Here is a 22,188-nt window from a genome sequence, read left to right as displayed (position 1 = left end):
GGCGGCGGTGCGCGCGTGCGACGGCGGTGTCGAGGAGGAAGGCGTGGGCGCCGCCGTCCCAGGCGACGTTGACGAAGCCGGCGAGGTTGCCGGTCTCATCCCGCACGGCGGCCCAGCCGAGGCTGTGCCGGGCGAGGCGGGCGGCGAGTCCGGCGCCGGGGGCGCCGCCGAACGCCTCGGCGAGGAGCGCGCGCAGCTCGTCGTCGGCGAGGGGGGTGCGCCAGGCTGGGGTGAAGGGGGTGGGGTGGGGCGGGGCGAAGGGGCTGGGCGGGGTGGTGGGGCTGGGGGTCGGTTCGGGGGTGTGGGGAGTTGAGGTCACAGGGGGGCAGTGTCGCGGGTGGGGTGGCGGGGGGCGAGGGGTTTTCGGGGAGGGGGAGAGGGCGGTCGGCGTCGCGATCGGTCCGCGCACAGACCCCACCCTCCCAAAGGGGAGGTGGGCCACCCGCTGCCATCAAGTCTTCCGGACGCCTCGCCCCCCCTCCCGGCCAAAATCGCGAATCTGTGGATAACTCCGGAGAACCCGTCACACGCCTCACTCGAAGGAGTGAGTAATTGTGAGCGAACCCTTGCGGGTGGGTGAGTGCTCACTCACCTCGCAGGAGTATTCCCCCGATCCCCTCCGCCGCCACGAGGCACGGCATCGGCTCCGCGCCCCCCGCGTCCGCGTCGAAGGCGATGAGGAGCGGGGGCGACTCCCCCAGCCACCCCGCTACGGCGGCCCCTTCGGCCGCGCTCGGGGCACGGAAGACGGGGTCGTGGAACATGTCGGGGCAGCGGACCAGGGTCGCCCCGGCGAGGATCAGCTCCAGCTCGTGGTGGTACGTCAGGTCGTATCCGGCGCGCAGCCGCAGCTCCGCCGGGGTCCAGTGCACGACCTCCCAGTCCCAGAAGCCGCCCTCGGGCAGGGTCACGACGCCCGTAGCGTCGAGCAACTCCCCCGCCCCCAGTTCCCTCATCCCCCGGCCGGTCCCCGCAGGGCGAAAGCCCGGTCCGTGTTGCGGGCGAGGGCCTCCGCCATCTCCTCCTCCGCGATGTCCCTGACCTGCGCCATCGCGCGGAGCGTGACCGGGATCAGGTAGGGGGCGTTGGGGCGGCCGCGGTAGGGGGCCGGGGTGAGGAAGGGGGCGTCCGTCTCGACGAGGACGAGGTCGAGCGGGGCGACGGCGAGGGCGTCGCGGAGGTTCTGGGCGTTCTTGAAGGTGACGTTACCGGCGAAGGACAGGTAGTAGCCCTCGCGCGCGCAGATCTCCGCCATCTCCGCGTCGCCCGAGTAGCAGTGGAAGACGGTGCGTTCGGGCGCGCCCTCCTCCTTCAGGACGCGCAGCACGTCCTCGTGCGCCTCGCGGTCGTGGATCACGAGGGTCCGGTCGTGGCGCTTGGCGATCTCGATGTGCGCGCGGAACGAACGCTCCTGCGCGCCCTTGCCCTCCGGGCCCGTACGGAAGTAGTCGAGGCCCGTCTCGCCGACCCCGACGACCTGCGGGAGCGCCGCGAGCCGGTCGATCTCGGCGAGCGCCTCGTCGAGCGCCGCCTCGCCGCCGCCCGGGCGGTCCCCTTGCCGCGACCAACCGTCGGGGTCCCCGTGCACAATGCGCGGCGCCTCGTTCGGGTGCAGCGCCACGGTCGCGTGGATGTGCTCGTACGCCGCCGCCGTCTCCGCCGCCCAGCGCGAGCCCGCCAGGTCGCAGCCCACCTGCACGAGCCGGGTCACCCCGACCGATGCGGCCTTGGCCAACGCCTCATCGACGGTGCCCGCCTGCATGTCGAGGTGGGTGTGCGCGTCCGCCACCGCGACCCGCAGGGGCTCGGGCAGCGGCGGCGGCGCGGTCTTGTCGTCCTTGGCCTTCATGGAAGCGATCCTACGAAGGCCGGGCGGACGAGGCGGAGGGGCGCCCGGGCCGGGCACGGGCGGCGCGGGTACGGCCGCCGGAGCGAGGCCCCGGTCCGTCCTAGCTGCCCTGCGGGGGCTGCCGGTGGAAGACGTGGAGCAGGTCCGCGAGCACGTGCCAGTGGTGCGGGCCTTCGGGCTCGGCGCCCGGCTCCGCCGCCCGCGCCGCCTCCGCGTCGCTCCCGCCGCCCGCCGAACCGTGGTGCCGCGCCGGCTTCGCGGGGGCCGCCCCGTGCCCGTACGTGTGCGCCTGCGAGGCCGACGACACGCGGCCCGCGCGCATGATCCGCACGACGCCGCCCCCGCAGTTGAGGCACGACGGGCTGCTGAGCGGGGACGGCACGCGCTCGCCCCCCGCCAGGTAGACCACATAGGGGTGGCCGTCCTGGTCGGCATGCCGTTCTATCTCGTACGCCTGCTCCCAGCCGTGCCCGCAGCGCATGCAGGCGAAGGAGTAGGACTCCTGGACGGTGCCGACGGCCCCGGGGGTCCCGGCCGCTCCGGCGGTCCCGGCAGTACCCGGGGTCCCGGGAGTCGCGGCGCTCGCGGCGGGGCCGCTCGTGGTCGCGGGGTGGATGCTGCCTGCGAAGTCGCTCATGCCAGCTCCTCGTGTCGTGCCCGGCCGGCTGCCAACCGCCGGCCCCGGAGCGGCGCGCCGCCCCGCACGACCAGTGCACTCCCGCCCGGCGGCCCGCACCATGGGGGCTGCCGAACGTTGGACCGGATTTGGCGAACCCGTGCACTTCGGGCCCTTCACCGCGACCCGGACTTTGCCGAAAGCCCGGGACACTTTGCCCGCGTTTGGCGCGAGGAAACGGTGACGTGCCGCGCGGCGCCCACGGTCCGCCGCAAGCCGCGCCACGCCCCGCCCCGCCCCGCCCCACGCCCCGCCGCGGGCCCCGCCTCAGGCCCCGCCCTTCTCCGCGTTCTTCGCCGCCACCACCGCGTCGAACACCTCCCGCTTCGGCAGCCCCGCCTCCGCCGCCACCGCCGCGATGGCCTCCTTGCGCCGCTCCCCCGCCTCCTCCCGCACCCGCACCCTGCGCACCAGCTCGGCCGCGTCCAGACCGGCCGGGTCCGGCTCCGGGGCGCCCTCGACGACGACCGTGATCTCGCCCCGTACGCCCTCCGCCGCCCACGCAGCCAGCTCCGCGAGCGGGCCGCGCCGCACTTCCTCGTACGTCTTCGTCAGTTCGCGGCACACGGCAGCGCGGCGCCCGGCGCCGAAGACCTCCGCCATCGCGGCGAGGGTGTCGTCGATGCGGTGCGGGGCCTCGAAGTAGACGAGGGTGCGGCGCTCCTCGGCGACCTCGGTCAGGCGCGCGCGGCGTTCGCCCGCCTTGCGCGGCAGGAAGCCCTCGAAGCAGAAGCGGTCGACGGGGAGCCCCGACACGGCGAGCGCGGTGAGCACGGCGGAGGGCCCCGGCACGGCCGTGACGCGGACGTCGCGCTCCACCGCCGCCGCGACCAGCCGGTAGCCCGGGTCGGAGACCGAGGGCATCCCGGCGTCCGTGACGAGCAGCACCCGCGCGCCGCCCGCGAGCGCGTCGGCGAGTTCCAGCGTACGGGCCGCCTCGTTGCCCTCGAAGTACGACACGACCCGGCCCCCCACCCGCACCCCGAGCGCCTGCGTGAGCCGCCGCAGCCGCCGCGTGTCCTCGGCCGCCACGATGTCGGCCGTCTCCAGCTCGCGGGCGAGCCGGGGCGGCGCGTCCGCCACGTCCCCGATGGGGGTACCGGCGAGGACGAGCAGCCCGGCGGAGGCAGGGGCGGCGGACGGGGCGGGGGAGGTCTCGGAAGTCACCCCACCATGATGACGCCCCACCCGCACCGGCCCGAAAATCAAGCCCCTCCGGGGGGACCTCCCGGCCGGAGGCTGGGGGAGATTGAGGAGCGGGGTGAGGGGCGGAGCCCCGCGACGCCGGCCGCGAGAACGGGAAGCATTCGCTCCCGCCCACATGACCGTTCCCTACGATGACCCGGTGACCAGTACCGCGTCCTCGACCGAGGCCAGCCAGGGGCAAGCCGCCGATCCCCAGGCCCCGCCGCCCTGGCAGCGGCGGCTGCGCCGCTTCGGCTACGTCCCCCGGCGCCGCGAGGCGAGCGTCGCTGAGCGGCTCGACCCGCCGTGGGCGGGGCCCGCCGACCCGGGGCTGTGGACGGCGATCGGTCTCCCGTACCGCCTCTCCGCCTTCCTCGTGCGCTCCGCGAGCTGGCTCGGCCCGCTGCTGATCACGCTCGTCGCCGGGGTCACCCGTTTCTGGCACCTCGGCTCGCCGAAGGCGGTGATATTCGACGAGACGTACTACGCGAAGGACGCCTGGGCGCTCATCCACCGCGGCTACGAGGTGAGCTGGGGCGAGCAGGCCAACAAGCAGATCCTCGCCGACCCGTCCACGGTCGACATCCCGACGCAGGCCGCGTACGTCGTGCACCCGCCGGTCGGCAAGTACGTCATCGGGATCGGCGAGTGGCTCTTCGGCCTCACGCCCTTCGGCTGGCGCTTCATGACGGCCGTGCTCGGCACCGCGTCCGTGTGGATGCTGTGCCGGATCGGGCGGCGCATGTTCCGCTCGACGTTCCTCGGCTGCTTCGCGGGCGCGCTGCTCACGATCGACGGCCTGCACCTCGTGATGAGCCGCACCGCGCTCCTCGACCTCGTGCTGATGTTCTTCGTGCTCGCCGCCTTCGGCTGCCTGCTCCTGGACCGCGACCGCGCCCGCGCCCGGCTGCTCGCCGCGCTCCCGGTCGACGCGGACGGGATCGTACGGGCGGATGCCGCGGTCGCCGAGACCGCGTTCCTCGGCTGGCGGCCCTGGCGCTGGGCCGCCGGGATCTGCCTCGGTCTCGCTCTCGGCACGAAGTGGAACGGGCTCTTCGTACTCGCCGCGTTCGGCGTCATGACGGTGCTGTGGGACGTCGGCGCGCGCAAGGTCGCGGGCGCGCGCCCGGGGCGTGCCTGGCGCGGCATGCTGCTGCGCGACTCGCCTCTCGCCTTCCTCTCCCTCGTCCCGGTCGCCCTCGCCGTCTACCTGGCCTCCTGGAGCGCCTGGATCGCCTCGCCCGACAACGGCAAGGGCGGCTACCTGCGCGACTGGGCGAAGACGGCCGGGCAGGGCGGCCACTTCACCTGGCTGCCCGACTGGCTGCGCAGCCTGTGGCACTACGAGCACGAGGTCTACAAGTTCCACGTCGGCCTCACGGACGGCCACCGCTACCAGTCGAACGCGTGGAGCTGGATGGTCGACGGCCGTCCCGTCTCGTACTTCTACGAGTCCCCGCCGCCCGGCAGCGACGGCTGCCCGCGCGCTACGACGGGCGACTGCGCCCGCGAGGTGCTCGCGCTCGGCACGCCCGCGCTGTGGTGGGCGGCGTGCGCCGCGCTCGTCTACGTGCTGTGGCGGTGGGTCTTCCGCCGCGACTGGCGCGCGGGCGCGATCCTCGGCGCGGTGGCCGTCGGCTGGCTGCCCTGGCTCCACTACCAGGAGCGCACGATCTTCTACTTCTACGCGGTCGTCTTCGTGCCCTTCCTGTGCCTCGCGCTGACCATGCTCGTCGGGGCCGTGCTCGGCCCGGCGGGGGCCACGGAGCGACGCAGGACGGTCGGGGCGACGGCGGCGGGCGTGCTTTTCCTCCTCATCGCGTGGAACTTCGTGTATTTCTGGCCCCTCTACACGGGCACGGCGATTCCCTACGGGTCCTGGCACGACCGGATGTGGCTCAATTCCTGGATCTGAGCGCGGGAGTACGGCCGGAAGCGCGGCGAAGCCGAACTGCGGGAAAGGTGAGCGATGACCGAAGAGCGAAGCGTCCAGGAACTGCGCCTGGGCCTGTACGCCACCCCGGCGCGGGCCGAGGAGATCAAGCGGCGGATCGAGCACCTGCTGTGCCCCGATCCCGGCCACGCCCCGCCCTGCCCCGTCCCCTGGTCGGCGATGCTGCTCGGCCTCTCCACCCAGGAGGCGCGGGAGGCGTACCCCGAACTCCTCGACCAGGCCGAGGCGGAACGCCACCTGAGCTGACCACCCCCAAGCGGCCCTCCCCCGACCGCGGCGAGGGCTACCGTCGGTCGCATGATCGTCGCAATCCCGTAACGGGATCTCCACAAGTCCCGTCCGCCGCATAGGCTCCCGACGACCACACGTGCGGAGGGGGGAGTGCTGTCATGCGCACCGGGGTGAAGGTATCGGTGGTGTCGGGGGCGCTCGTCGTGCTGCTCGGTGGCGGCGGGTACGGGGCGTACAACCTCGTGCACGCCGTCACCTCGGGCACGGCGGACGAGAATTCGGCCGAGGCGGTCGCCAAGCGCCTCGACACGCCCCTGACGGCGAAGGACGTACGGGAGACGGGGGAGAAGTTCCTCCGTACGTGGGGCGCCGGGCGCGTCACCGCGGCCGCCGCGCTGACCAGCCAGCCCGCCCCGGCGGGGGTCGCGCTCCAGGGCGTACGGGACAAGGCGCACGTCAGCAAGGTGACGCTGACGCCCGGCACCGCGGCGGGTACGCGGCTGCCGTACCACGTGAAGCTCGCCGTGCGCGGCAAGTCGCTCGCGTACGACACGGAACTGAAGGTCGTCCGCTCGGAGACGACCGGTCAGCCGGTCGTCAAGTGGACGCCCACGCTCGTGCATCCGCGGATGAAGGACGGCGACCTGCTCGTCACCGGGGACGCCGACGCGCCGCCCGTCGCGCTCGTCGACCGCGACGGCAAGACGCTCGACGCTGAGGACTACCCCTCGCTCGCGCCGGTCCTCGCCCAGCTCAGGGAGCGGTACGGGGAGCAGGCGGGCGGTTCGGGGGCCGTCGAGCTGATGATCAAGCACTCCGACGACACGCCGGACACGACGCTGCTCACGCTGGAGAAGGGCAAGCCGGGGCGGGTGCCGACGACGCTCAGCGCGGGGGTGCAGGCCGCCGCCGAGAAGGCCGTGGCGGCGTACGCGAACGCCTCCGTCGTCGTCGAGCGGGCCGGGACGGGCGAGATACTCGCCGTCGCCAACCACCGCGACGACCAGTTCAACGCCGCGTTCCAGGGGACCGTGGCACCCGGCTCCACGATGAAGATGATCACGGCGGCGATGCTCATCGACAAGGGCCTGACCAGCGCGAACGGGCCCGCGCCCTGTCCGGACACGGCGCTGTCGGGCGGGCAGACCGTGCACAACCTGACGGGGATGAAGGCCGATCCGGGCGCGACGCTCGCGCGGGCCTTCGCGATCTCGTGCAACACCTCCTTCGTCTCGTTCGCGCCGAAGCTCCAGCCCGGCGACCTCGGTAGCGAGGCGAGCGAGAAGTTCGGGCTCGGGCGCGACAACTGGAAGACGGGCATCGCCTCGGCGGACGGGAAGGTGCCGGTCGCCGAGGGCGACGACAAGGGCGTCTCGCTCATCGGGCAGGGCAAGGTGCAGCTCAACCCGCTCAACCTCGCCTCCGTCGTCGCGACGATCCGCAACGGGGCCTTCCACCAGCCCGTCCTCGTCCCCGCGTCCTTCGACAAGAGGCCGCTGGCCACGGCCGCCGGGCTGAGCCCCAGCACGTCGGCGCAGCTGCGGCAGATGATGAACCTCACCGCGACGAGCGGCACGGCGGCGACGGCGATGAGCGGGCTCGGCCCCGACGTCGGCGCGAAGACCGGCTCGGCGGAGGTCGACGGGCAGACGCAGTCGAACAGCTGGTTCGCCGGCTACCGGGGCGACTTCACGGCCGCCGCGTACGCCGAGCAGGGCGGGCACGGGGGCGACGTGGCGGGCCCGATCGTGGCGGCGGTGCTGCGCGCGACGGGGTGACGGACCCGGACGCCGACCGTTGCCGATCGGCCGGCGGACCCGTACGGCCAACTCCGCGCGGGAACAGCCGCCGTCCGGACCCGTCGAGTCGATAGCGGTCGCGATCGGTCGCGGGCTTGGGGTGGTACGGGGGTGTGGGCCACGATGTGGCGGTCCGTACCCCGTACCGCCTCCCCCCGGGACGTCCCGTGCTCGACTTCGCTCTCCTGAATACGGTCCTCGCGGAGCACCTGGACCGGCTGGGGCTCGCCCCGGAGCCCCGGCGCGAGAAGGTGCGCGCCTGGACGCACGGCGGGGTCGAGCGGCTGGTCTTCGCGGACGGCCTGACGCTCATCCACAAGTACGGGCACGCGCCGCTCACGCAGGAGGCGGCGACGCACCGGGTGTTCCAGGCCGCCGGGGTGCCGGTGGCGACGCTGCACTCCAGCGAGGTGCGCGACAAGCACATGACGATCGTCATGGAGGACCTGGGCGAGCCCGAACGCCCCGCCACCGAGGACGAGGTGCTCGAACTGCTCCTCGTCCTCCACCGGACGCCCGCGCCGCACGGCAGCCCCTCGCTCACCGAGTCCACGATGATCACGCTGCCCGACCGGGCGCGCTGGCACCTGGACCGGCTCCAGGAGGCGGGGCGCTGGACCGCACTGGCGGGCAGGCTCGGCGACGACCTCGACAAGGTGCGGAAGGTCTCCGAGGAACGGTGCGCGGGCGCCGACCAGGAGCCCTTCGGCTGGGTGCACACCGAGATCGCGGGCAACGGCGTGCACGTCGGGCCGAAGGGCATCCGCCTCATCGACTTCGCGCGCTCCTACGTCGGCCCCGTCCTCTTCGACCTCGTCTCCTGGGGCGACGGCCTCGACCGCCCGCGCCCCCGCGAGGCGCGCGCGTTCCTGGAGAGGTACGTGGACCTCGGCGGCCCCGCCGCGACGCTCGACCGCCGCGCGGGCCTCTCCGCCGAGCGCTGGGCGCTCGCCTGGCTGCGGGTCTGGCGCGTCGAGTGGTACCTCGAACAGTCCGCGGTCCGCTACGCCGACCCCGGCCTCGACCCGACGCGCCAGGCCCTCGTCCGCCGCAACATGGACCAGGCGCTGGACCTGCTGGAGCTGTAGAGGGGGCGGCGGGGCGGGTCCGCCTACGCCCCGTCAGCCGCCCCGTCAGCCGCCCCGTCAGCCGCCGCGTCCGCCTCCGCCGCGTCCACCTCCGCCTTCCGCTGCCGGAATCCCGACTGGACCGCCAGGATGCCGCCGTCCACCCGCAGTGTCGTGCCCGTGACCCAGGCCGCGTCGGCCGAGGCGAGGTAGGCGACGGCCGCCGCGATGTCCTCCGGTTCGCCGACGCGGCCGAGCGGGTAGAGGCCGGCGAGGGCTTCGAGGTGGGCGGGGCGGTCGGCCCAGGCGGTCGTGCGGACCGTGCCGGGCTCGACGAGGTTGACGCGGACGCCGCGCGGCCCCGCGTGACCGGCGAGCGTACGGGTCAGGGAGGTGAGCGCGGCCTTGGCGGCGCTGTAGGCGTGGCCGCCGAAGTCGGCCTCGGCGTTGACCGAGCCGATCGTCACGATCGCGCCCCGGCCGGAGGCGACGAGGTGCGGGAGCGCGGCGCGCGAGCAGCGGAAGGCGCCGCCGAGGCACACGTCGATGTCCCGCTCCCAGACCTCGTCGCTCTCGTCCTCGAAGAGGTCCGCGTCCTCGCCCGCCGCGTAGGCGTTGTTGACGAGCACGTCGAGGCGCCCGAAGCGTTCCACCGCGTACGCGACGGCGGCTTCGGCCTCGGCCCGTATCCGCACGTCGAGGCGGTACGGTTCCGCGCCCGGTATCCCTGCGGCGGTCGCGCGCGCGGCCACCTCGTCCGCGTCGGTGAGCAGCACCCGCGCCCCCTCGGCGGCGAGCCGCCGCGCGCTCGCGGCCCCGATCCCGCGCGCGGCACCGGTGATCAGGACGACGTGACCCTCGAATCGCTGTGTCATGGCGCGGAAGCTACCGGGGGGACGGCGGGTGGGTACAGAGGTGGGACCGCCCGCCTCGGTCCGCCTCGGCCCACCTCAGTCCCCCACCACCGCCCGCACCGCCTTCACCAGCGCCTGCGCCCGTGGGTCGGCCGTGACGCCCTTGCGCAGGCCGTTCGTCACGTAACCGAAGGCGATGGCCGACTCGGGGTCGGCGAAGCCGAGGGAGCCGCCGCGGCCCGGGTGGCCGAAGGAGCCCGGGGCGAGGAGGGGGCTCGCGGGGCCGTGGAGCATGAAGCCGGCGCCGAAGCGGGTGCGGGCGACGAGGACGCGGTCGGGGCCCTCGGACTCCTGGGTCCGGGCCATCGCGAGGGTCGCGGGGGTGAACAGGCGGCGGCCGCCGTCGACCTCGCCGATGAGCGCCGCGTAGAAGCGGGCGAGGCCGCGCGCGGTCGCGATGCCGTTCGCGGCGGGGAGTTCGGCGGCGCGGTGGGCGCGCGTGTTCTCGTCGGCCTCGGGGCGCACGGCGGCGAAGGCGCGGCTCGTGAGCGAGTCCGGGTCGGCGTACGCGGCGGCGATGTCCCTGCGCGGGCGCAGGCGCAGGCCGTTCGCCGCGGGCGGCGGGGCGAGCGGCGTGATCCGGCCGACGCGCCACTCCTCGTCCTCGGGCAGTCCTATCCACAGGTCGAGGCCGAGGGGCCGTTCCAGGTGCTCGGCGACCCAGGAGCCGAGCGTGCGGCCGGTGAGGCGGCGCACGAGTTCGCCGGTGAGGAAGCCGTACGTCTGCGCGTGGTAGCCGTGGTCGGTGCCGGGCTCCCAGAAGGGGGTCTGCGCGGCGACCGCGGCGGCGGCGCGGTCGAGGTCGCGGGCGGCCTCGGGGGTGAGCGGCGTGTCGAGCGCGGGCACGCCCGCGCGGTGGCCGAGGAGGTGGCGGACGCGCGTGGCGTCCTTGCCGTGTGCCTTGTACGCGGGCCAGTACGTCGCGACCGGGGCCTCCAGGTCGAGGGCGCCGCGCTGGTGCAGCAGGAGCAGGACGCTCGCCGCGACGCCCTTCGTCGCGGAGCGGACGATCTGCGCCGTGCCCCGGCGCCAGGGCTCGCCGCCCGCGGCGGGGGCGTCCCCGTCCCTCGTACCGCCCCACAGGTCCACGACCTTGCGCCCGTCGTGGTAGACGGCGACGGCGGCGCCGCGCTCCCCGAGCCGGGTGAAGTTCCCGACGAAGGCGTCCCTGACCTGCTCGTATCCCGGGGCGACGAGTCCTTCGACCGTCACGTCCCCGGCTTGCCGCACACTCTCGTTCACCTCTCCATGGTCACAGACCGCGGATCGAAGCCGAAGGGCAGTTCGAGACGGTGGGCGCGCATGAGGGCGGCGTCGCTCAGCAGCTCGCCGGTCGGGCCGTCCGCCGCGATGACGCCCTCGCTCAGGATCGCCGCGCGCGGGCACAGTTCGAGGGCGTAGGGGAGGTCGTGGGTGACCATCAGGACGGTCACGTCGAGGCGCTGGAGGATGTCGGCGAGTTCGCGGCGCGAAGCCGGGTCCAGGTTCGAGGAGGGCTCGTCCAGGACCAGGATCTCGGGCTTCATCGCGAGGACGGTGGCGACGGCGACGCGGCGGCGCTGGCCGAAGGAGAGGTGGTGCGGGGGACGGTCGAGGTACTCGCCCATGCCGACCTCGTCGAGCGCCTCCCGTACCCGCGCCTCCAGCTCCGCGCCCCGCAGTCCGGCCGCCGCCGGGCCGAAGGCGACGTCCTCGCGGACGGTGGGCATGAAGAGCTGGTCGTCGGGGTCCTGGAAGACGAGGCCGACGCGGCGGCGGATCTCCGCCATGTGCTTCTTGCCGACCGGCAGTCCCGCGACGGTGACGCTGCCCGCGCCGGCTTCGAGGATGCCGTTGAGGTGGAGGACGAGCGTCGTCTTGCCCGCGCCGTTGGGGCCGAGGAGCGCGACGCGTTCGCCCTTGCCGATCCGGAGGTCGACGCCGAAGAGCGCCTGGTGGCCGTCCGGGTAGGCGTAGGCGAGGCCGCTCACGTCGAGCGAGGGCGGCGGCGTTCCGGCCCCGCTGTCGCCGCGTACGGGGTCGGTGGCGGGTTTCGCCGGTACGGGGTCGGTGGCCGGGCTCGTCGGTACCGGGTCGGTGGCTGAGTTCGTCACAGGGTCCATCCCAACAGGCAGATCACGAGCGCCGCGGCGGGCAGGGTGAGCGCGTGCGCCCACTGCGTGCCCGTCGCGGTGATCTCGTCGATGACGGGCATGCTGCCCGTGTAGCCGCGGCTGAGCATCGCGAGGTGGACGCGCTCGCCGCGTTCGTAGGAGCGGATGAAGAGCGCGCCCGCGGATTTCGCGAGGACGCCCCACTGCCGTACGCCCTTCGCCTCGAAGCCGCGCGACTCGCGGGCGATCTTCATGCGGCGCATCTCGTCCGTGATGACGTCCCCGTAGCGGATCATGAACGAGGCGATCTGGACGAGCATCGAGGGCAGCCGGAGCCGTTGCAGGCCCAGGAGCAGGGCGCGCAGTTCCGTCGTGGAGGCGAGCAGGACGGAGGCGGCGACGCCGAGCGTGCCCTTCGCGAGGACGTTGAAGGCGCCCCACAGGCCGTTGACCGAGAGGGACAGGCCGAGGAAGTCGGTGCGCGGGCCCTCCGCGACGAACGGCATGAGCACCGCGAAGGCCACGAAGGGCACCTCGATGAGCAGCCGTTTCAGCAGGTACCCGGCCGGGACGCGGGCCGCCGTCGCGACGGCGGCGAGCAGCAGCGCGTACACGCCGAAGGCCCACAGCGCCTCGCGCGGGGTCGAGACGACGACCACGACGAAGGCGAAGGCGGCGGCGAGTTTCGTGTGCGGCGGCAGCCGGTGCACGACGGAGTGCCCGTGCCGGTAAAGGCGATGGGCGTGGCCCGCTCCCATGTGCTTAAACGGTCCCTGCGGAAGTAGTGGTGCCGTGGTCCTCGTCGGTGCGGCGCTTGCGTACGGCCCAGAAGACGCCCGAGCCGACGACGATCGTCGCGCCGACACCGATCACGCCGGCGAGGCCGCCGGAGATCCGGGCGTTGGCGATGTCCTTGACACCGTAGTCGGCGAGCGGGGAGTCCTTCGAGGCGTGGTCCTTCTCCTGCTTGTCGATGCCCTTGTCGTGCGCGACCTTCTCCAGCCCGTCGGGGTTCGCGGAGGCGTAGAAGCTGACGAAACCGGCGAGGACGAGGGAGGCGACGATGCCGGTGATCCAGATCTTGCGGGTGGAGCGGGCGGCGACGGGGGCCGGGGCGGGCGTCTTCGGGGCGGCGTCGACGAGTTCGCCGTTCACGCGCAGCTTGAGCGGCGCTTCGAGGCCGCGCGCGCCGTGCACGAGGTCGGGGCGTACGGCGACGACGGCGCCGACCGTCAGCGCGGTGATGACCGCCTCGCCGATCCCGATGAGGACGTGCACGCCGATCATGGCGCTCGCGACCTTGCCGATCGAGATGTCCGTCGTGCCGCCGATCCAGTACATGAGCGTGAACGCGACCGCCGCGGCCGGCACGGAGATCAGCGCGGCGACGAAGGAGGCGGCCGTGATCGAGGAGCGGCGGCGTGGCAGGACCTTCACGAGGCCGCGGAAGAGGGCGTACGCGACGACGGTCGTCACGATCGCCATGTCGGTGATGTTGACGCCGAGCGCGGTGAGGCCGCCGTCCGCGAAGAGGACGCCCTGCATGAGCAGGACGACGGACACGCACAGCACGCCGGTGTACGGGCCGACGAGTATCGCGGCGAGCGCGCCGCCGAGCAGGTGCCCGCTCGTGCCCGCCGCGACCGGGAAGTTGAGCATCTGCACCGCGAAGATGAACGCGGCGACGAGACCGGCGAGCGGCGCGGTGCGCTCGGCACCGGCGGCGCCGAGTTCCCGGCGGGCGCCACGCAGCGAGACGGCGACGGCCGCGGCGGCGAGGACGCCGGTCGCGGCGGAGACGGGGGCGTTGATGAATCCGTCAGGGACATGCATGGCGGGGACTTCGCTTCCTGCGGGGGCGGGGACGCGGCGGGGACGGTGATCACAGAGCTGGGTTGTCGCAAAACCGTACGATCATAGTGCCCAGTTGCGAGCGACTTGCAAGAGTGCATGCCTCGCAGCTGCTCCCAGGCCGCGTCCCCCGCCGGGCGGATTCCCCGCATTCGTGCGAGTCTGCGACCGTGACAGGCATCGAGCAGTACGTACGGGTACGGGTGTGCGCGAGCGGCCCCGACGAGGCGGAGACGCTGCCCGTGCTCCTGCGGTACGACCCCGCCACCGACGCGACGCTCGTCGGCCTCGGCTTCCCCGGTACGGAAGGCGCGCACGACCACGTCTTCGCGCGCGCTCTCCTGGAGGAGGGCCTGCGCAGCCCGGCCGAGACGGCGGCCCTGCGGATCTGGCCCTGCGGGCGCGCGCAGACGGTCCTCGAACTGCGCCGCGCGGCGGGGCACCTCCTGATCCTCCAGTTCGACAGCACGGACCTGATCCGCTTCCTGCGCCGCACGTACACGGCGGCGGCCCACTACGAGGCGGGGCTCACGGGACCGGTGCGGGAGGCGCCGAGGGCGGTGGAGGGGGCGGGGGCGGAAGCGGCAGGACGGCCGGAGGCCGGGGGTCAGCCGACGGTTCCGCCCGGCTCGTCCGGTTCGCCGGTCTCGACGCGGTCGAGGTCCTCGGCGTAGTACGCGATGGCCTTGCGGAAGGCGCGCACGCCCGGGTCGGTGCTCGTGTCGGCGAGGAGCGTGAGCAGGGCGCTCAGGGCCTCGTGGTGGGCGCCGGTGTTGTGGCGGGCCATGGCGAGGAAGACGGTGAGCGCGCCGTCCCCGGGGTGGGCGGTGAGACCGGCCTCCAGGGTCGCGACGGCGTCCTCGTACCGCCCGAGAATCCGGTACGTGCTGCCGAGCCCGAGGTACACACCGTGCCGGTCCTCGGCGCCGAGCGCGTCGGCGCCCGCGAGCGCGGTTTCGTAGAAGGGCACGGCGGCGGCCTCCCGGCCGAGCACGTCGTGCGCCCACGCGGTCTGGTACGCGATCTCGGGATCGCGCGGGTACGCGGCACTCAGCGCGAGCAGCGCGGTGCGCGCGTCCTCGGCGTTACCGGCCTCGCGGAGCGCGACGGCGGCGCGGAGGCGGTCGCGGGCGGCGGGGGGCGGGGACGGGGTGCTGGTCACGGGGCGTTTCTCGCAGGTGGAGCCCCCGGCCCCCAGCCCCCAGCCCCCGCTCAGCGCACCCCGTCTCACCGCACCACGTCGAAGACGTTGAGCTGGACGCCGTTCGCGTACGCCGCGTGCTCGACGAGGCGGAGCTTGCGGGTGTCCGCGTCGGTGGCGGGGAAGAGGCGCAGACCCGCGCCGAGCAGCAGCGGGAAGACGAGCAGGTGGTAGCGGTCCACGAGGCCCGCGTCGGCGAGGGCGTGGTGGAGGCGGGCGCTGCCCTGGACGAGGAGCGGGCCGCCCTCGCCCTCCTTGAGGGCGGCGACCTCGTCGAGCGAGCGCAGGAGCGTCGTCGGGCCCCAGCCGGGGACGAGGGCGTCCTCGCCGAGCGTGGTCGAGACGACGTACTTGGGCAGCGCGTTGTACGTGGCGAACTCCGCCCTGCCCGGCCACACGGCGCTGAACGCCTCGTAGCTGCGGCGGCCGAGGAGCAGGGCGCCGGCCTCCTCCTGCTCGCGGCCCTTGATCGCGTACGCCTCGGGGAGGAACTCCACGTCCTCGAAGGTCCAGCCGGCGTTGCGGTAGCCGGTCTCGCCGCCGGGGGCCTCCATGACGCCGTCGAGCGAGACGAAGGCGGTGCTGATGAGCGTGCGCATCGAAAGGGTCCCCTGGGGTCGTGATCCGTGGCGGTGCCGGGACGGGCGGGCCGCCACGTCCCCCGAAGCCGCGTGGCGGTCCGCCCGCACTGAAGACCGGTGCGGCGGCGAAAACTCATCGCGCGGCGCGCCACGAACGGCAGGGCCGGTCTCCGCGCCATGCGGAGACCGGCCCTGCCGTACACGGGAAGGGGCCCGGCGAGAGCCTTGCCCTCTCGCCGGGCCCGCCGTGCCGGCCCCGTCCCCACGGACCTCGGCACGGTTGCCGGGTGGTGCGCGGCGCGAAGCCGGCCACCCGGTCACCGGGCGGGACACGGCCCTGGGGCCGCTCGCCCCGCCCGGGGCCAGGACTGCTCAGACGCGGGTCAACTCCCGTTCCGCGTCCGGGTCCTGGGGTCCTTCACCGGAGGACGAGGTGTCCCCCAGCGCCTTGTGGAGCTTCTCGCCCTCGACGTCGACGTTCGGCAGAATCCGGTCGAGCCACTTCGGCAGCCACCAGGCGCGGCGGCCGAGCAGGGCGAGTACCGCCGGGACGATCGTCATGCGCACCACGAAGGCGTCGAAGAGGACGGCGATCGCGAGGGCGAAGCCGATCATCTTGACCATCTGCTCGCTGGAGCCGATGAAGCCGCCGAAGACGGCCATCATGATGACGGCGGCGGCCGTGACGACCCGCGCCCCGTGCCGGAAGCCGGTCTCGATCGACTGCCGGGGGCTCTCGCCGTGGACGTACGCCTCCCGCATCCGGGTCACGAGGAACACCTCGTAGTCCATCGCGAGACCGAAGACCACGCCCACCATGAAGATCGGCATCATGCTCATGATCGGGCCGGTCTGTTCGACGCCGAAGAGCGAGCCGAGCCAGCCCCACTGGTAGACCGCGACGACCGCGCCGAGCGCCGCGACCACCGAGAGGAGGAAGCCGAGCGCCGCCTTGAGGGGCACGAGGATCGAGCGGAAGACGAGCATCAGGAGCAGGAAGGCGAGGCCGACGACGAGCACCAGGTACGGCAGCAGGGCGTCGTTCATCTTCTGCGAGACGTCGATGTTCATCGCCGTCGTGCCGGTGACGAGCACCTCGCCGTCCTTGCCGGCCTTGATGTCCTTGCCGAGGTCGCGGATGGAGTGGACGAGGTCCTCGGTCTGCTTGGAGGACGGCTTGGAGCCCGGGACGACGCTGATGGTCGCCGTGTCGCCGGCCTTGTTGAAGTTGGCCGGGGAGACCGCGGCCACGTCCGGGAGCTTCTTGACCTCGGCGGCGACGTGGGCCGCCTCCGCCTGCGGGTCGGCGATGCCCTTGCCGTCGTAGACGAGCATGAGCGGGCCGTTGAAGCCGGGGCCGAAGCCGTCCGAGAGCAGGTCGTAGGCCCGGCGCTGCGTCGTGTCGGTCGGCTGCGAGCCGTCGTCGGGCAGGCCGAGTTCGAGCTGGGTGGCCGGGACGGCGATGACACCGAGGCCGAGGACGCCGAGGACGAGGACGAGCACGGGGCGGTGGAGCACGAAGCGGGCCCAGCGGGTGCCGCCGTTGACCTTGTGCTCCCCGTCCGCGCCGCGGGAGGCGGCGGCGACGGCGCGGGCCTGCGCCTCGGGGCCCTGGTCCTTGACGGCCTTGGCGGCCTTGCGGGCCTTGCGGCCGAGCACCTTGTCGCCCGCGAAGCCGAGCAGCGCGGGGATGAGGCTGAGCGCGACGATCACCGCGACCGCGACCGTACCGGCGGCGGCGACGCCCATCTTGGTGAGCATCGGGATGTTGACGACCGCGAGTCCGCACAGGGCGATGATCACGGTGAGCCCGGCGAAGACGACGGCGGAGCCCGCCGTGCCCGTCGCGCGTCCGGCGGCCTCCTCGGGCAGTTTGCCCTCGGCGCGTTCGGCGCGGTAGCGGGAGACGATGAAGAGCGCGTAGTCGATGCCGACCGCGAGGCCGATCATCATCGCGAGGGTCGAGGTCGTCGAGTCGAGGTTCAGGGCCGAGGCGAGCGCGGTGATCGAGGCGACGCCGATGCCGACGCCGATGATCGCCGTGAGCAGCGGGAGCCCGGCCGCGACGATCGCGCCGAAGGTGATGACGAGGACGACGGCCGCGATGACGATGCCGACGACCTCCGTGGAGCCCGACTCCGCCTCGGCCTGGAGCGCGTCACCGCCGATCTCGACGGTGAGGCCCTTGTCCTGGGCCTGCTCGGCGGAGTGCTCCAGCGAGTCCTGGGTGGCGTCCTTCAGCTCCATCGAGCTGACCTTGTAGCTCACGGTGGAGTAGGCGATCGTGCCGTCCTTGGAGACGGCCGCGTTGTTCTCGAAGGGGTTCGCCGCGTGGGCGACCTCCTTCGAGCCGTGCTCGATCGCGGAGATCGTCTTGGTGACCTCGGCCTTGTTCGCCGGGTCGGTGATCTTCTGGCCCTCGGGCGCCTTGAAGACGACGCGGGCGCTCGCCCCGTCGGCGTTGCCCCCCGGGTTGCGCTGGTCGAGGAGGTCGAAGGCCTTCTGGGCCTCGACGCCGGGTATGGAGAACTGCGTCGGTCCCGGGCTGCTCGCGGTGGCGGCGCCGAAGCCGACGAGCGCGAGCAGCGCGACCCAGATGAGGGCGACGACGCGGCGCCGCCTGAAGGCGAACCGGCCGAGCCGGTAGAGGAATGTGGCCACGGGGGTGGAACTCCCGTTCGATCAGGGGCGGAAAAGGGACAAGGCTTCGCGGTGCGTCCGGCCCTGACGGGAGGCGGTCACGTCAGGTGGTACGGGTCGCGGCGGCTCGTACGCGGCGGTACGGGGGCGCGGTGCGCGGACCGGTGCCCGCCCGGCTCACCCTGGTCCGGGCAGGCCGGTCCGGCGGCGCGGGGTACGCGTCGCAGGGCGTCCTGGCCCGGTGGGGAGGGGGAATCGAGGGGCGCGCGTCAGTCTGCGCGGGTCGTGCGAGGGTCGTGCGGAGTCAGACGCCGAGGGCGGGGAGCACCACGGCGTCGAGGTAGCGAATGAGGAAGTCCCGGTCCAAGGGCCGCGCGTCGATCATCTGCCGCGCGACGAAAGCGCCGACCATCATGTGCACGACGAAGTCGATCGCGGGTCTGTCCGCGTCCAGCTCGCCGCGCTCCACCGCACGCCGCAGCACCTGGCCGAGCCCCGTGATCTCGGGCTCGATCAGCAGCTCGCGGAAGGCACGGTGCAGATCGGGGTTGCTCTTCATCTCCATGGCGATCCCGCGCATCAGCGCGGCGTCCTCCGCCATGCGGCAATCGTCCTGGTCGCCCACTACCGCGTGGAGGTCCCCACGCAGGCTGCCGGTGTCGATGTCGGCGATCGAGTGCGGTTTGTGATGGCGCAGCGCCTTCACGACCAGCTCGGGCTTGCTCCCCCACTGGCGGTAGAGGGTGGCCTTGCTGGACCGGGTGCGGGAAGCCACGGCGTCCATGGTGAGCGCCTCGTAGCCGACCTCGCGGAGCAGGTCGAGCACGGCGCCGTACAACTCGGCCTCGCGCTCCGGCGTCAGACGGCTGCGACGCGTCGTCGCGCCCGCTGCTCCAGCCATCCGGCCCACCTCCTGCTCGCTCCCGCGCGCCTGTCCCGTCCCGGGCAGGGACGGGCGAACGACACACGTCGGTCCACGCACCCTAGCCCCCGATGGAGGAGCCGGATGCGCTCTCGCACGCTCTGAGCCTACCCGCCCGTCAAGCGAAACGAAACAGTTTCGTACGTGAGGTGGACCACGCGTGCTGCGCAGGGCTTATTTATCCGGCGCGTACACGCTGGCCTGCGACGGGGCGACGCGGACGGTACGGGGGCGGGCGGTACGGGGCAGGGGCCGCGCGGGCTCCGTGCCACTCACCCTTCGGCGGCCGGGCCGGGGAGCCTGCCGCGCAGGGTCTCGGCGAACTCCTCGGCCCGCGCGAGCTGCACCCGCAGCCGCTCGACCTGCGCGCTCGCCTCGCGTTCGTAGGCCCGTACGCGCCCGAGCAGCACCTCGCGCTCCTCCGGCGGCAGGGCCCCGGCGCCCGCGTCGAGGCGGTCGGTCGCGGCGAGCAGCTCGCGCATCTGTTCCAGGGTGAAGCCGAGCGGTTTCATGCGCCGGATCACCATCAGCCGGGCGACGTCGGCCTCGGTGTAGAGGCGGAAGCCGCCCTGGGAGCGGGCCGAGGGAATGACGAGACCGGTCTCCTCGTAGTGCCTGATCGTGCGCAGCGACAACTCCGTACGCTCCGCCACCTCACCGATCCGCATGTGTTCGCCCGTCACGCGGGCATTGTCGCACCGGCGCCCCTCCGCCCGATCATCCCTACCCTTACGTAAGGGTAGAGTGTGGAGGCTCACCCGTCCCCTCGTCCCCGACAGGTACCTCCCCCTCGTGACCTCCTCGCCCGGCCTCGCGGACGCGCACCCCGACGACCCCGCAGCCGCGTTCGCCGCCGCACCCGCAGCCCCGCCCGCCTCCCCTCCCGGCCCCGCTCCCTCCGGCCTGGAACCCGGACCCGCTCCCCGTCCCGGCCCCCGCCGGTTCCTCCCCGCCTGGTGCTCCGACCCGCGCGTGTGGCGCACCGAGGTGCTCGCCGGGCTCGTCGTCGCGCTCGCGCTCATCCCCGAGGCGATCTCCTTCTCCGTCATCGCGGGCGTCGACCCGGCCGTGGGCCTCACCACGTCCTTCACGATGGCCGTGACGCTCGCGCTCGTCGGCGGGCGCCGCGCGATGATCTCCGCCGCGACCGGCGCCGTCGCCCTCGTGACCGCCCCGCTCAACCGCGAGCACGGCTTCGGCTACCTCGTGGCGGGCGTGATCCTCGCCGGGCTCCTCCAGGTCGTCCTCGGCGCGCTCGGCGTCGCGAAGCTCATGCGGTTCGTGCCGCGCACGGTGATGACCGGCTTCGTCAACGCGCTCGCGATCCTCATCTTCCTGGCGCAGTTGCCCGAGCTGCGGCACGTGCCGTGGGCGGTGTACGCGCTCTTCGGCGGCGGGCTCGCGCTCATGGTGCTGCTGCCGAGGCTGAGCCGGATCGTCCCCGCGCCGCTCGTGTCGATCGCCGTGCTCACCGCGCTCACGGTGGGCGCGGGCCTCGCCGTGCCGACCGTGGGCGACAAGGGCGCGCTGCCGTCCTCGCTGCCGACGCCGGGGCTGCCCGACGTGCCGTTCACGGCCGAGACGCTGCGGATCGTCCTCCCGTACGCCCTCGCCATGGCGCTCGTCGGGCTCATGGAATCGCTCATGACCGCGCGCCTCGTGGACGAGCTGACCGGGACGCCGTCGTCGAAGAAGCGCGAGTCGGTCGGCCAGGGCATCGCCAACGTCGTCTCCGGTTTCCTCGGTGGCATGGGCGGCTGCGCGATGATCGGCCAGACGATGATCAACGTGAAGGTCTCCGGGGCCCGCACCCGCGTCTCGACCTTCCTCGCGGGCTCCTTCCTCATGGCGCTGTGCCTCGCGCTCGGGCCCGTCGTCTCGGACATCCCCATGGCGGCGCTCGTCGCGATCATGGTCATGGTCTCCCTGACCACCTTCGACTGGCGCTCGATCGCCCCCGGCACGCTGCGCCGCGCGCCCGTCGGCGAGAGCGCCGTCATGGTCCTGACGGTCGCCGTCGTCGTCGCGACGCACAACCTCGCGATCGGCGTCGTGTGCGGCACGTGCCTGACGCTCCTCGCGCGCCGGTACGGGTGGTGGCGGACGACCGGGGGCGGCGACCGGCCGTAGGCGTACGGGGACGGGGACGAGCACGGGGCGCGCCCGTCCCCGTACGGCCCCGTCCCGCCCCACCCCCGCCCGTTCCCGAGTTGCCACGTGCCGTCGCGCGTAGAGCATGGGAGAGGTGACCGCGCACCCGAGGGACCCGTACTCGCGGGGCGGAGCGGCCTACCTCCGCCATCCCGCCCTCCACGCCGACCTCCTCTGCTTCGTCGCCGAGGACGACCTGTGGCTCGCCCCGCTCCCGGCCCCCAGCGCGACGGAACCCTCCCTCGCCCGCCGGCTCACGGCGGACCGCACGAAGCTGAGCCATCCCCGGTTCTCCCCGGACGGCTCGCACCTCGCCTTCGTCTCCTGGCGCAGTCTCGACCCCGAGATCCACCTCGCCGAGGTCGCGGGCGACACCCCGGTGCGCCAGCTCACCTACTGGGCCGGGCGCGACACCCGTGTGTGCGGCTGGAGCCCGCCCGACGCGGACGGGCGCAGCGACATCCTCGCCGTCTCCTCGCAGGCCCAGCCGTTCTCGTACTTCTCGTGGGCCTACAAGGTCCCCACCGACGGCTCCCCCGGCGGCCCCCTGCCCTGGGGTCCCGTCGCCGCGTTCGCGCAGCGCGGCCACGAGAGCGAGGAACGCACCCTCCTGCTCACCGGTACGCCCCCGCACGAACCGGCCGCCTGGAAGCGCTACCGGGGCGGCGCCACCGGCCGCCTGTGGCTGCACGGCGAACGCCTCCTCGCCGACCTCGACGGGCACCTCGACTGCCCCCTGTTCGTCGGCGACCGCGTCGCCTTCCTCTCCGACCACGAGGGCGTCGGCAACGTCTACTCCTGCCGCCCGGACGGCTCCGACCTGCGCCGCCACACCGACCACGACGCCTTCTACGCCCGCAACGCGGCGAGCGACGGCGAGCGGATCGTCTACCAGTGCGCCGGGGAGCTGTGGCTCGTCGACGACCTCGCGCCCGACGCGGTCCCGCGCCGCCTCGACATCCGCCTCGGCGGCCCCCGCTCGGGCCGCCGCCGCCACCAGGTCCCGGCCGCGCGCCACCTCGACGCCGTGTGTCCCGACGAGACGGGCCGCGCGAGCGCCGTCGCGGTGCGCGG

Annotated in this window: 19 protein-coding genes and 3 pseudogenes; 7 read left to right on the top strand and 15 right to left on the bottom strand. The window is 73.7% G+C overall.

The features are described from left to right. From G3I42_RS38365 to rsmI, 5 genes and pseudogenes are all read right to left on the bottom strand, one after another. Window positions 1–319, bottom strand: a pseudogene (locus G3I42_RS38365) (hypothetical protein); the annotation flags it as partial. 265 nt (window positions 320–584) lie between these two features. Further along, window positions 585–956 carry a hypothetical protein gene (locus G3I42_RS03200; RefSeq protein WP_164282324.1) on the bottom strand — a complete coding sequence of 124 codons (372 nt, stop codon included), beginning with the start codon at window positions 954–956 and terminating at the stop codon, window positions 585–587. Then, window positions 953–1,849 (bottom strand): TatD family hydrolase, encoded by an 897-nt coding sequence (locus G3I42_RS03195; RefSeq protein ID WP_164282323.1) that lies wholly within the window; start codon window positions 1,847–1,849, stop codon window positions 953–955. The genes G3I42_RS03200 and G3I42_RS03195 overlap by 4 nt, the downstream gene beginning before the upstream one ends. 100 nt (window positions 1,850–1,949) lie before the next feature. After that, window positions 1,950–2,486, bottom strand: a complete 537-nt coding sequence (locus tag G3I42_RS03190) for a hypothetical protein (protein ID WP_164282322.1) — start codon at window positions 2,484–2,486, stop codon at window positions 1,950–1,952. 306 nt (window positions 2,487–2,792) lie between these two features. Beyond that, the gene (gene rsmI / locus G3I42_RS03185) at window positions 2,793–3,692 is read right to left on the bottom strand and encodes a 16S rRNA (cytidine(1402)-2'-O)-methyltransferase (protein ID WP_164282321.1); all 900 of its coding nucleotides are present in this window, start codon (window positions 3,690–3,692) and stop codon (window positions 2,793–2,795) included. Window positions 3,693–3,870: 178 nt separating this feature from the next. On the opposite strand from rsmI, the gene G3I42_RS03180 reads away from it, so the two are divergent. The 4 genes from G3I42_RS03180 (at window position 3,871) to G3I42_RS03165 (ending at window position 8,782) form a co-directional block, all read left to right on the top strand. Next, entirely contained in the window at window positions 3,871–5,625 is a 1,755-nt protein-coding gene (locus G3I42_RS03180) for a phospholipid carrier-dependent glycosyltransferase (RefSeq protein ID WP_164282320.1), read from the top strand. Between the two features lie 54 nt (window positions 5,626–5,679). Next, window positions 5,680–5,910: a hypothetical protein gene (locus tag G3I42_RS03175; RefSeq protein ID WP_164282319.1), complete on the top strand. Its 231-nt coding sequence runs from the start codon at window positions 5,680–5,682 to the stop codon at window positions 5,908–5,910. 143 nt (window positions 5,911–6,053) lie between these two features. Continuing rightward, window positions 6,054–7,673: a penicillin-binding transpeptidase domain-containing protein gene (locus G3I42_RS03170; RefSeq protein ID WP_164282318.1), complete on the top strand. Its 1,620-nt coding sequence runs from the start codon at window positions 6,054–6,056 to the stop codon at window positions 7,671–7,673. Window positions 7,674–7,861: 188 nt separating this feature from the next. Then, a complete protein-coding gene (locus G3I42_RS03165; protein ID WP_164282317.1) occupies window positions 7,862–8,782 on the top strand; it encodes a phosphotransferase in 921 nt (306 codons plus the stop codon). 23 nt (window positions 8,783–8,805) lie between these two features. On the opposite strand, the gene G3I42_RS03160 is transcribed toward G3I42_RS03165, so the two are convergent. The 5 genes from G3I42_RS03160 to G3I42_RS03140 all read right to left on the bottom strand — a co-directional run bounded on the left by G3I42_RS03160 (window position 8,806) and on the right by G3I42_RS03140 (window position 13,601). Continuing rightward, window positions 8,806–9,636 carry an SDR family NAD(P)-dependent oxidoreductase gene (locus G3I42_RS03160; protein ID WP_239096231.1) on the bottom strand — a complete coding sequence of 277 codons (831 nt, stop codon included), beginning with the start codon at window positions 9,634–9,636 and terminating at the stop codon, window positions 8,806–8,808. A 75-nt stretch (window positions 9,637–9,711) separates the two neighbouring features. After that, a complete protein-coding gene (locus G3I42_RS03155) occupies window positions 9,712–10,917 on the bottom strand; it encodes a serine hydrolase domain-containing protein (RefSeq protein ID WP_343244435.1) in 1,206 nt (401 codons plus the stop codon). Continuing rightward, complete coding sequence (locus G3I42_RS03150; protein WP_203606295.1) at window positions 10,914–11,777, bottom strand: ABC transporter ATP-binding protein; 864 nt, start codon at window positions 11,775–11,777, stop codon at window positions 10,914–10,916. The genes G3I42_RS03155 and G3I42_RS03150 overlap by 4 nt, the downstream gene beginning before the upstream one ends. Continuing rightward, window positions 11,765–12,526, bottom strand: a complete 762-nt coding sequence (cbiQ, locus tag G3I42_RS03145) for a cobalt ECF transporter T component CbiQ (RefSeq protein WP_164282316.1) — start codon at window positions 12,524–12,526, stop codon at window positions 11,765–11,767. Before cbiQ ends, G3I42_RS03150 begins: the two co-directional genes overlap by 13 nt. 4 nt (window positions 12,527–12,530) lie before the next feature. Further along, complete coding sequence (locus tag G3I42_RS03140; protein ID WP_164282315.1) at window positions 12,531–13,601, bottom strand: energy-coupling factor ABC transporter permease; 1,071 nt, start codon at window positions 13,599–13,601, stop codon at window positions 12,531–12,533. Window positions 13,602–13,789: 188 nt separating this feature from the next. Between G3I42_RS03140 and G3I42_RS03135 the strand changes: the two genes are divergently transcribed. Next, a complete protein-coding gene (locus G3I42_RS03135; RefSeq protein WP_164282314.1) occupies window positions 13,790–14,293 on the top strand; it encodes an SsgA family sporulation/cell division regulator in 504 nt (167 codons plus the stop codon). Here the strand turns inward: G3I42_RS03135 and G3I42_RS03130 are convergent. The 5 genes from G3I42_RS03130 to G3I42_RS03110 form a co-directional block, all read right to left on the bottom strand. After that, window positions 14,227–14,781 (bottom strand): tetratricopeptide repeat protein, encoded by a 555-nt coding sequence (locus G3I42_RS03130; protein ID WP_164282313.1) that lies wholly within the window; start codon window positions 14,779–14,781, stop codon window positions 14,227–14,229. The genes G3I42_RS03135 and G3I42_RS03130 overlap by 67 nt on opposite strands. Before the next feature lie 65 nt (window positions 14,782–14,846). Beyond that, entirely contained in the window at window positions 14,847–15,419 is a 573-nt protein-coding gene (locus G3I42_RS03125) for a dihydrofolate reductase family protein (RefSeq protein WP_164282312.1), read from the bottom strand. A gap of 354 nt (window positions 15,420–15,773) precedes the next feature. After that, window positions 15,774–18,062 carry an MMPL family transporter gene (locus tag G3I42_RS03120; RefSeq protein ID WP_164282311.1) on the bottom strand — a complete coding sequence of 763 codons (2,289 nt, stop codon included), beginning with the start codon at window positions 18,060–18,062 and terminating at the stop codon, window positions 15,774–15,776. A 283-nt stretch (window positions 18,063–18,345) separates the two neighbouring features. Continuing rightward, window positions 18,346–18,942: a TetR/AcrR family transcriptional regulator gene (locus tag G3I42_RS03115; protein ID WP_164282310.1), complete on the bottom strand. Its 597-nt coding sequence runs from the start codon at window positions 18,940–18,942 to the stop codon at window positions 18,346–18,348. Window positions 18,943–19,235: 293 nt separating this feature from the next. Next, window positions 19,236–19,646 (bottom strand): MerR family transcriptional regulator, encoded by a 411-nt coding sequence (locus G3I42_RS03110; protein WP_164282309.1) that lies wholly within the window; start codon window positions 19,644–19,646, stop codon window positions 19,236–19,238. Window positions 19,647–19,866: 220 nt separating this feature from the next. Between G3I42_RS03110 and G3I42_RS03105 the strand changes: the two are divergent. Together G3I42_RS03105 and G3I42_RS03100 are read left to right on the top strand one after the other, a co-directional pair. Beyond that, window positions 19,867–21,051: pseudogene (locus tag G3I42_RS03105) on the top strand (SulP family inorganic anion transporter); the annotation flags it as partial. A gap of 148 nt (window positions 21,052–21,199) precedes the next feature. After that, window positions 21,200–22,188: pseudogene (locus G3I42_RS03100) on the top strand (PD40 domain-containing protein); the annotation flags it as partial.

This window comes from Streptomyces sp. SID11385, from assembly GCF_010548245.1.
Classification (GTDB): domain Bacteria; phylum Actinomycetota; class Actinomycetes; order Streptomycetales; family Streptomycetaceae; genus Streptomyces.
Note: the sequence above shows the minus strand (reverse complement) of the source record. Positions and strands in the feature narration are given on the sequence as shown.

Excerpts from the sequence above, each read along its gene's own strand:
- G3I42_RS03200 (WP_164282324.1), bottom strand. The coding sequence starts at position 956 with ATGAGGGAACTGGGGGCGGGGGAGTTGCTCGACGCTACGGGCGTCGTG.
- G3I42_RS03195 (WP_164282323.1), bottom strand. The coding sequence starts at position 1,849 with ATGAAGGCCAAGGACGACAAGACCGCGCCGCCGCCGCTGCCCGAGCCC.
- G3I42_RS03190 (WP_164282322.1), bottom strand. The coding sequence starts at position 2,486 with ATGAGCGACTTCGCAGGCAGCATCCACCCCGCGACCACGAGCGGCCCC.
- G3I42_RS03175 (WP_164282319.1), top strand. The coding sequence starts at position 5,680 with ATGACCGAAGAGCGAAGCGTCCAGGAACTGCGCCTGGGCCTGTACGCC.
- G3I42_RS03170 (WP_164282318.1), top strand. The coding sequence starts at position 6,054 with ATGCGCACCGGGGTGAAGGTATCGGTGGTGTCGGGGGCGCTCGTCGTG.
- G3I42_RS03160 (WP_239096231.1), bottom strand. The coding sequence starts at position 9,636 with ATGACACAGCGATTCGAGGGTCACGTCGTCCTGATCACCGGTGCCGCG.
- G3I42_RS03150 (WP_203606295.1), bottom strand. The coding sequence starts at position 11,777 with ATGGACCCTGTGACGAACTCAGCCACCGACCCGGTACCGACGAGCCCG.
- cbiQ (WP_164282316.1), bottom strand. The coding sequence starts at position 12,526 with ATGGGAGCGGGCCACGCCCATCGCCTTTACCGGCACGGGCACTCCGTC.
- G3I42_RS03140 (WP_164282315.1), bottom strand. The coding sequence starts at position 13,601 with ATGCATGTCCCTGACGGATTCATCAACGCCCCCGTCTCCGCCGCGACC.
- G3I42_RS03125 (WP_164282312.1), bottom strand. The coding sequence starts at position 15,419 with ATGCGCACGCTCATCAGCACCGCCTTCGTCTCGCTCGACGGCGTCATG.
- G3I42_RS03115 (WP_164282310.1), bottom strand. The coding sequence starts at position 18,942 with ATGGCTGGAGCAGCGGGCGCGACGACGCGTCGCAGCCGTCTGACGCCG.